General features: G+C 38.2%; 8 protein-coding genes and 1 pseudogene. 7 read left to right on the top strand and 2 right to left on the bottom strand.

The annotated features are described in order from the left end of the window. The first annotated feature begins 699 nt into the window (after positions 1-699). The 6 genes and pseudogenes from LEP1GSC058_RS06190 (at position 700) to arsB (ending at position 5,825) form a co-directional block, all read left to right on the top strand. Positions 700-1,305: a hypothetical protein gene (locus tag LEP1GSC058_RS06190; protein ID WP_016548667.1), complete on the top strand. Its 606-nt coding sequence runs from the start codon at positions 700-702 to the stop codon at positions 1,303-1,305. Then, the gene (locus LEP1GSC058_RS06195; protein ID WP_016548472.1) at positions 1,306-1,890 is read left to right on the top strand and encodes a hypothetical protein; all 585 of its coding nucleotides are present in this window, start codon (positions 1,306-1,308) and stop codon (positions 1,888-1,890) included. Positions 1,891-1,932: 42 nt separating this feature from the next. After that, positions 1,933-3,079 (top strand): annotated as a pseudogene (locus tag LEP1GSC058_RS06205) (IS3 family transposase). Positions 3,080-3,374: 295 nt separating this feature from the next. Continuing rightward, positions 3,375-3,914 carry a hypothetical protein gene (locus LEP1GSC058_RS06210; RefSeq protein ID WP_016548371.1) on the top strand — a complete coding sequence of 180 codons (540 nt, stop codon included), beginning with the start codon at positions 3,375-3,377 and terminating at the stop codon, positions 3,912-3,914. A gap of 493 nt (positions 3,915-4,407) precedes the next feature. Continuing rightward, entirely contained in the window at positions 4,408-4,692 is a 285-nt protein-coding gene (locus tag LEP1GSC058_RS06220) for an ArsR/SmtB family transcription factor (RefSeq protein ID WP_016548385.1), read from the top strand. Positions 4,693-4,736: 44 nt separating this feature from the next. Beyond that, entirely contained in the window at positions 4,737-5,825 is a 1,089-nt protein-coding gene (gene arsB, locus LEP1GSC058_RS06225) for an ACR3 family arsenite efflux transporter (RefSeq protein ID WP_016548722.1), read from the top strand. 339 nt (positions 5,826-6,164) lie between these two features. On the opposite strand, the gene LEP1GSC058_RS06235 is transcribed toward arsB, so the two are convergent. Then, positions 6,165-6,662 (bottom strand): tetratricopeptide repeat protein, encoded by a 498-nt coding sequence (locus tag LEP1GSC058_RS06235; protein WP_232224628.1) that lies wholly within the window; start codon positions 6,660-6,662, stop codon positions 6,165-6,167. Positions 6,663-6,910: 248 nt separating this feature from the next. Then, positions 6,911-7,387: a hypothetical protein gene (locus tag LEP1GSC058_RS06240; RefSeq protein WP_016548390.1), complete on the bottom strand. Its 477-nt coding sequence runs from the start codon at positions 7,385-7,387 to the stop codon at positions 6,911-6,913. A 270-nt stretch (positions 7,388-7,657) separates the two neighbouring features. On the opposite strand from LEP1GSC058_RS06240, the gene LEP1GSC058_RS20445 reads away from it, so the two are divergent. After that, positions 7,658-7,850, top strand: a 193-nt coding sequence (locus tag LEP1GSC058_RS20445; protein ID WP_016548485.1) for a tetratricopeptide repeat protein, incomplete at its 3' end; no start/stop codon positions are given.

A 7,850-nucleotide genomic window follows, 5' to 3' on the forward strand; every position in this document is an offset into this window, starting at 1 on the left:
TGGGGGTGTTTCGGTTCCGAGAGTCCTTTGAGCTGCCTCTTAATCCGCGTATTCTTTCCAGGTTATTCTTTCTTTTTGCGCAAAGAGGCGGGCTGTGCTTTCCGTTTATTTAGTCTTTCGGTCTTACTTCATTCTTTTTATTACGGACTTCGTTAGTTTTTTTCCTGCAGCTTCGGGGCCTTTTACATCCATTTTTTTTGCGATCTACATTTTGATAATAAAATAAATATTAATTGCTTTTTTGTTAATTGCATTGAATTCTGACATGGTCCTGTTATAAATGCATGGTATTGTAATAAATTCAGAATTGGCGATCTTAGGACCTCCAGTTTTTAGCGGGAGGTTTGCAAAAAGTAAGACGCTTAAATTCTCATGCGCAAAACCGGCAATGGATCGAGTTGGGATGTAATTATCGGGTCTGGAGATCGACTTACCCTGAACGAGTTCACCGTTACTTTAATGGGTCATAATTTATTCTTTTTTGGTACTGTGATTTTAAGAGGTCCGTAAAAGAAGCATCTCACGCGATCCGGTAAAAGTGATGAGGAAAGTCGGCATGAAGATCGCTATAGAAGAAAGTGGGTGAAAAAGAAATTCGTTTCGCAGATTCATTTTCGGAATCAATAAAGGTTCGAAGCAGCATTCGATTTACTCAATAATCTGAAAACATTAAGTATTTTACCGCTACTCAAGGAATGTATGAAGCATATAGTTGAAAGATTGTTTTTAGCAATCGGCATTGTAATCGTAACGGGATGCGTTTCCATTCCAGTCGGAGTGAATTTAAGCGAACCGAAAACAAAGGCATTTCCTCTTCCATCGACAGTATATATTGAAAAAGTAATTCTCCCTGTCTATCTGGAAAATAGATTACAGAAGGAAGAAAAGTTTACCTTATCAGTATTGGACTTCGCAGCAAAAAGCGAATACTTTACAAAAGTGAATTATATCGGTCAAAAGGACCCGGGTGATCGCAATTATCACGTATTACAAATTACCTGCGATGAATATTTGGAACGGCGAGAACCGCATCCGGCGTATTTCCCATTAGCGATTATAACGGTTACTTTATATATCTGGCTCGGAGGTCCGATCCATACGGATTATTCGAAATATTCGTGCGAGTTAAAGGCGAAGGATTCAAAACAGAAAGTAATATTTAGCGACAAGAAGGCGATATCAAATGAGAAAAATTCGAATATGTTCGACAATCGTCGTTACTTTCCGTCTTCAATCGAAGATCGAACCGAAGTGATCGGTAGTTTATTGTTAAATGTATATAATTACTTGAAGGAGAAACATTGAATGAAGGTTTTCGGGATTTTGGTAGGCGGTTTTCTTTTTTTGTTTAACTGCGCGACGTTTACGAGTTATCCGGAGGGATTTAATCATTCCGAATACGGAAGGCCGGCACAGACCGGAAACAAGACGGTATCGGTAGTGTATACGCAGAAGGCGATTCTCGGCACAAAAGAGGTGCAGGTAAATGCGAATGCAATAGAACGTATGCAAGAGAATTTAAGGAACGGTTTGAATGACTCCGGGTATTTTAAGAGTGTCGGCTCCAGTTTAGATAATACAGATTTGAAGTTACGGGTGGAGGCGTTGAATGAAGGCGGTGGAGAAATATATCAGGTAATGGCTTTTATAAGCGGATTGACTTTTACGATTCTTCCCGCTTTGGCACCGGATCATTTTACGTTAACATATACGTTTAAAGACAAAAATGATAAGATAAAAAAGCAGTATATTCGCAAGGCAACTTTTAATACTTGGATTCAGTTATTTTTGATATTTGCGATGCCGTTTAAATCTCCTAAGAAGGAAATATACGAAGGGATCAAACAAATGACTTACTCGGTATTGGAAGAAGCTAGCCTAGTTACATAAAACTGGACACCTTTTTCGCTCGAATCGAGGTATAAAGAAGCGATGAGTAAAAAAGGGAAATACTCTCCGGAGTTTAAAGAGCAAGCGATAAAACGCATATTAACCGGTTCTTTCACAATAAAAGAAGTAGCAGAATCGTTAGGAATCAGCTATTTTGTTTTGCGACAATGGAAGGCTGAATATATGAAGAAGTCTGACGAACAAAACCCTCCGACAGATAAACAAATCAAAGAGAGTGAGGAGTTAAGGAAACTTCGCAAAGAGAATTACCGACTTAAGGAAGAGAATGCGATTTTAAAAAAGTATTCAGCCATGCTTTCGAAGGAACAAAATCTCGATTAGAGTTTATGGAAGCGTATCGGTCGAGTTTTCTATTAAGGGCATGGCAAGAGTATTAGGAGTCTCGAGATCGGGTTTCTATGAATTCATGAAACGAAGCAAGAATGCGTTAGAAAAGTATGATCCAGAGTTTGTAAAATTCATCTATGAGACCTGGCTAAGGCATGATAAGAATTATGGTTTCCTAAGGCTTTTTAAAGAGGTAAAGAAGGTTTATTCTTCATATGGGGCTCGGTCGGTTCGTAAAGTAATGAAACTTTGCGAAATAAGGGGAAAACAAGAGAAAAGCTTTAGGGCATTTACTACGGATTCCAAGCACTCTGGTCGAATAGCCCCTGATTTAGTAGGTCGAAAATTTAAACGTTTAAGAAAGAATGAAGTATGGGTTTCTGACGTTACTTATCTTCGGTCCTCTTTCGGTTGGATCTATCTTTGCGTGATTTTGGATTTATACTCTCGGAAGGTTGTAGGTTGGTCAATAGGGACAAAAAATGATTCTCAATTAATATGCAAGGCTCTTTCCAGAGGATATGCAATTCGAAATCCTCCCAAAGGATTAATCTTTCATTCAGATCGAGGATCTAATTACTGTTCGAAGGAAACGCGACAACTTCTAATAGAAAATAAAATCAGAAGGAGTAACAGTAGAAAGGGGAATTGTTGGGATAACGCAGTATCCGAATCCTTTTTTAGTTCCTTAAAAAGAGAGATAAGATATAATTACTTTTATAAATTAGAAGATGCTGAAACAACACTTTTCGATTATATAGAAGTTTATTATAATAGACAGAGGTCACATTCCTTCTTAGGTTATGTGAGTCCTGTTGAGTTTGAAGAAAATGTAGCTTAGAAAGTGTCCACTAAAACGTGACTAGGCTAAGCGGACCGAGATGGTATCTTGAAGTAATGTTTCTTACGTATACAGGAATTTCCTCCTAATTGCTCGGAGGAGTTCCCGAATTTTATCGGTTCACAATTTTGAGCCGGTAAAATATAGCTAGTCCAGCTATCGAGTCTTTGAAAGGAAAAGTACCGAGACTAGAATGAGAAAGTCGGTAAAGAGAAAGATCCCTCTTCTACCGGTCAGTCGCGGAATCGGTTATGAATTAATGGATATTTAATAAATTGCGCATAAAGGAAATTAAATGCATAGATTAGTTAGATTCTCGTTTTTATTACTATTCGGGTTTTTTGCTTTATCCTCGTGCTCCGGCCCACAGATAAAAGATCGAAAAGTTGCTTTGACAACTCCCGGATATAAGGTTTATTTATTGGATACAAGAAGGGCTGAAAAGTTTTCAATTTACCGACCGAAGAGAGCGGAAGATAGTTTTTTCGTAATAAAACTCGCGTTCGAAAATGCTACGGACAAACCGATCACTGTCGCATGGACCTTAGTTTATCTTACGGATGCAAAAGATAAGGTTATCGCGTTACCACAAGTTTTGGAAGAGGCGACTTCTTTTTGGGAAAGCCTTAAAAGTACTGTTCGTATGTCATGGGGGATTGATGAAGCTCAGTTAGCTCCCGTAGATCCGGGTAAAGTAATCGCGAAGGAATATGGCTTTGTGCTGAATCGATCCGTATTTCCTTCCAACATCGTTTTAATAAAAAATCCCGAAGAAGCGGATAAAAGTAAAAAGAAAGACGTTAAGAATCTTGAATTAGGTAAAATAAAATTATAATATTTAGCCAGCTTTCCCGAATAAGACAGATTAAAATGACGATAGAAAATGTTTCACAATCATCTTTTTGCATATAAAAGGCGGGTGGCTTCTTTTGAAGTTCCCTAATTAGCCTATATAACTCTGAAGATTCTATTTCTTCTTTTATCGTAAAAGAATCCGTTAATATGCATTTTATCGTTTGTTCTTTAAACTCCAGAGAGCATTCCTTCTTTTGTTCATCGCTTACATTTACCTGTTTTTGAATCCAAAAGGCGTTCGGTTTTATGCGACTAGGCGAAATTATCCTCATTCTAAAAACAGTGGTGTCTCAATTTAATCAAGAATGATGCTTTTAAATTGGATGATCCCGATACGCGTAAACAAACTCAAGCAAGATTGAAAAGATATCGAAGATGGTGAATTTAAACTTGAAATAAATCACGGCATTCATCTTAAATTAAACGAAATGGGAATCACGAAGACCGAGTTGTTCAATAAAAGGCAGAATAAAATGGCGTCTTATGCAAAGGCACTGGGGCACCCGGCTCGCATAGCTATTCTAGAGTCCATTTTAAAAAAAAAGGCCTGCGTCTGCGGTGATTTAGTGGATGAACTTGGACTCGCTCAGGCTACGATTTCCCAGCATTTAAAGGCTTTAAAAGAAGTCGGAATTCTCCAGGGAACCATTGAAGGACCCTCTATTTGTTATTGTATCGATAAAAAAGCCTGGGAAGAAATCGGCAGTCATTTCAATACGCTACTTTCTCAAATTCCGGAAAATGAAAATTCTTGCTAATAAATTGATTTGACTTTTATCGTAATATTGCGATAAAGCGATTGATGGCTTCTGAAAAACGATTATCATTTATTGATCGATTCTTGACCCTTTGGATTTTCATTGCTATGGCGATAGGAATGTCCTTGGCTACATGGTTTCCTAACTCCGTAGAATGGATTCGAAAATCTGAATTCGGTGGAACAAACTTGCCAATCGCTATCGGGCTTATCTTCATGATGGTTCCTCCTTTAGCAAAGGTGAATTTTCTGAGAATTCCAAAAGCATTCGGACGAGTGGATTTAATTTTGTATTCACTCCTTTTGAATTGGATTGTCGGACCGCTATTGATGTTCGGTCTGGCATTTCTTTTCTTTCCGGAGAATCCTGAATATAGAGTCGGGTTAATTCTTATTGGCATTGCCCGTTGCATTGCGATGGTTTTGGTTTGGAATGATCTTGCAGACGGTGATAGAGAGGTTGCTGCGGGGCTTGTTGCCTTAAATAGCATCTTTCAGCTTCTTCTTTATGGCAGCCTGGCTTATTTCTTCATAGGCATACTGCCGGGAACATTAGGGCTTACGAATTCATTCATAAAAGTCGACTATTGGGATATTGCATCTAGCGTTCTGATCTACTTAGGCATTCCATTTTTATTAGGATGGGGAATTCGGACAGTTAGTATTCGTTTTAAAGGTGAAGATTGGACGACTAAAGAATTGCTTCCTGCAATTTCTCCTATAACCCTTGTCTTTTTGCTACTAACAATAATATTCATTTTTAGCCTTAAAGGGGGTTCTCTTCTCAATATACCGTTCGATGTTGTTAAAATTTCCGTTCCTCTTCTAATCTATTTTATTTTCATGTTTTTCCTCAGTTTCGGTTTAGGCGTCCTAATCAAAGCAGATTATCCAAGAAACGTCGCAGTTTCTTTTACAGCTGCGGGAAATAATTTTGAACTAGCGATAGCGGTTGCAATTGGAACCTTTGGACTTGCTTCCGGACAAGCTTTCGTAGGAATCGTCGGTCCTTTAGTCGAGATTCCGGTACTTGTTTTCCTCGTTGAGATCGCGAAGAAGCTTCGAGATAAGTTTTATCTTAGGAAAAAAAAATATGAGCGGTCTATTCGAATCTATAGAGAGTTTTTTAGCTAAACGAGAGGCAGAGCAGTCCCTAATTCCAAAAGAAAGAAAGGAAATATTACTTCAATTTTCAAAATCGATAAGAGAAATAAAGAACGAGCAAGATTATTCGGAGACGATCTTTGTTTGTTCTCACAATTCGCGCCGTAGCTAAATTGCCCAAATGTTCGCTTTAGCCTGTGCTGAATATCTTGGGATTTCGGGTATAGGATCCTATTCGGGAGGTACGGAAGTTACCGCTTTCCATCCAAACACGATCGAAGTTGTTTTCCGCGAGAGTTTTTATCTCTTCCTCTTTCTCTTCCCGGTCTTTCGTTTCTCATTAGTTTTTTCGTCTTTGCCGCCTTGCAATCAGTTGAGTCTTGATTTGGCTTCTTCGATTGCAGGTTGTAAGTTTTGCGGAGCGATCACAATGAAACGAGAATAGTTTTCGGCTGCCTCTTTATCCTGACCCGATTTTTCGTGGGCGAGTGCAAGATTGTAAACGATTTCAGGAGAGTCGGGTGCAATTTGGAGAGCTGCCTTATAGCTGTTGATTGCATCCTCATGATTTCCAAGGCTTTCTAGAATGACTCCTTGGTTATAATAAGCTTGGAGGTATTTAGGATCGAGCTGAATCGTTTCTTTGAACTTCTGCAAAGCCTCTTCATTTCGATTTAAAGCCATGTATGCGATTCCAGCGTTCGCTTTGTATTCCGGTGTCTCTGGATTTAATTCCTCGGCTTTCAAGAATTTCGACAAAGCTTTCTCCGGATTTGATGAGAGTAACTCCTTACCTTGCACGTTTAATTCCAATCCTTGTTTGGAAGCGGATTCTTTGGATTTGCATCCGCTTAAAATTAAAATCACAATAAAGATAGGGCAGATTCTTTTTACAAACTTCAAGATTACGTCCTAATAGAAGAATGTATAAATTAGAAAGACAAAAATTGCGGGTGAAAGGGATAAGATGACCGCTCGTCCCATCGGTTGGTCGAATTGCTTTCTAAATCCTAAAATGGAATATGAGAAACTTCCAGCATAGATCAAGAACGTGAGTAGAGCCCAAAAGAGAGTGAGCAATTTAGGAACGAGTCCAGCCGCTCCGAAAGGTATTTTTAAAAGCTAAAGATTTCTTGGACGACAATTCCCGTTAATGGAATGAAAAGACTGTTCAAGGATAGTAACGTAAGAGTGGGTTTAGAAGCTTCTTTTTCCTTTCCATTTAATATTATAAATGCGAGATACCAAAGAGAAGCGACGAGTATCGGAAGGAATCCCCAAAGGAAAATGAATCCGAATATGTTTTGGGGGAAATGGGAGAAGAAATAAAGCAGCCCGCCGATTTCCTTTTGAGCGTAGAGGTTTTCGATGAGCGCGTTTTTGTCTGAACCATTTGCATAAATTCCAATTAGAATTAAGACAATGTTTATAAAACTTGCTAAGCCGAATCCGAAAGCATACCTTTTTAAGCCCTCAAGTAATTGGAAGTCTGTCCAACTTTCGATATCCTTTTTTTCTTGAATGAAATCTCTTATTTCGGATAACTGATTCCAAATCGTTTCCTTTATCTTAAAGCTGATTCCGGTTAACATCGAATGAATCCTTTGTAGAGAATATCAAAACGATACTTAGCTGGATTCGCTCCCTGTCGAGAGAAATAATAAAGGTCGGTTCACTTTCCTTTCGATCTAAATTGCTTTAATTGAAGAAACGGAAGGAATTTCCAATTAGCAATAATCAATATATTTGACGGAAAAAACAACCTACGGTAATTTCTTCTTTTTGTGAACTATATAGTGAAGCGATTATCTTATTTTTTTCTATTTTCATTGTTCTTGAGTTGTTCTGATAATTCGGATAAGTTGCGTGATAACTATAAACAAGCTTTGGCTCAATTTCAATCAAAACATTTGAATGAATCCAAATCATCCTTCGAAAGACTTTATAAAGATAATCCAGATTATTTACTCGTCAGGTTGATGCTCGCGAAAACGTATTTCTTTTCGAATAACCTCAAAGTAGCTGCGAAATTATTTGAAGAAGACTATTCTAAAA

Origin of the sequence: Leptospira fainei serovar Hurstbridge str. BUT 6 (assembly GCF_000306235.2) — a bacterium.
In the GTDB taxonomy this organism is placed as follows: domain Bacteria; phylum Spirochaetota; class Leptospiria; order Leptospirales; family Leptospiraceae; genus Leptospira_B; species Leptospira_B fainei.

What these genes read in the sequence shown, in the direction of transcription:
- LEP1GSC058_RS06190 (WP_016548667.1), top strand. Translation starts at nt 700, where the DNA reads ATGAAGCATATAGTTGAAAGATTGTTTTTAGCAATCGGCATTGTAATC.
- LEP1GSC058_RS06195 (WP_016548472.1), top strand. Translation starts at nt 1,306, where the DNA reads ATGAAGGTTTTCGGGATTTTGGTAGGCGGTTTTCTTTTTTTGTTTAAC.
- LEP1GSC058_RS06210 (WP_016548371.1), top strand. Translation starts at nt 3,375, where the DNA reads ATGCATAGATTAGTTAGATTCTCGTTTTTATTACTATTCGGGTTTTTT.
- LEP1GSC058_RS06220 (WP_016548385.1), top strand. Translation starts at nt 4,408, where the DNA reads ATGGCGTCTTATGCAAAGGCACTGGGGCACCCGGCTCGCATAGCTATT.
- arsB (WP_016548722.1), top strand. Translation starts at nt 4,737, where the DNA reads ATGGCTTCTGAAAAACGATTATCATTTATTGATCGATTCTTGACCCTT.
- LEP1GSC058_RS06240 (WP_016548390.1), bottom strand. Translation starts at nt 7,387, where the DNA reads ATGTTAACCGGAATCAGCTTTAAGATAAAGGAAACGATTTGGAATCAG.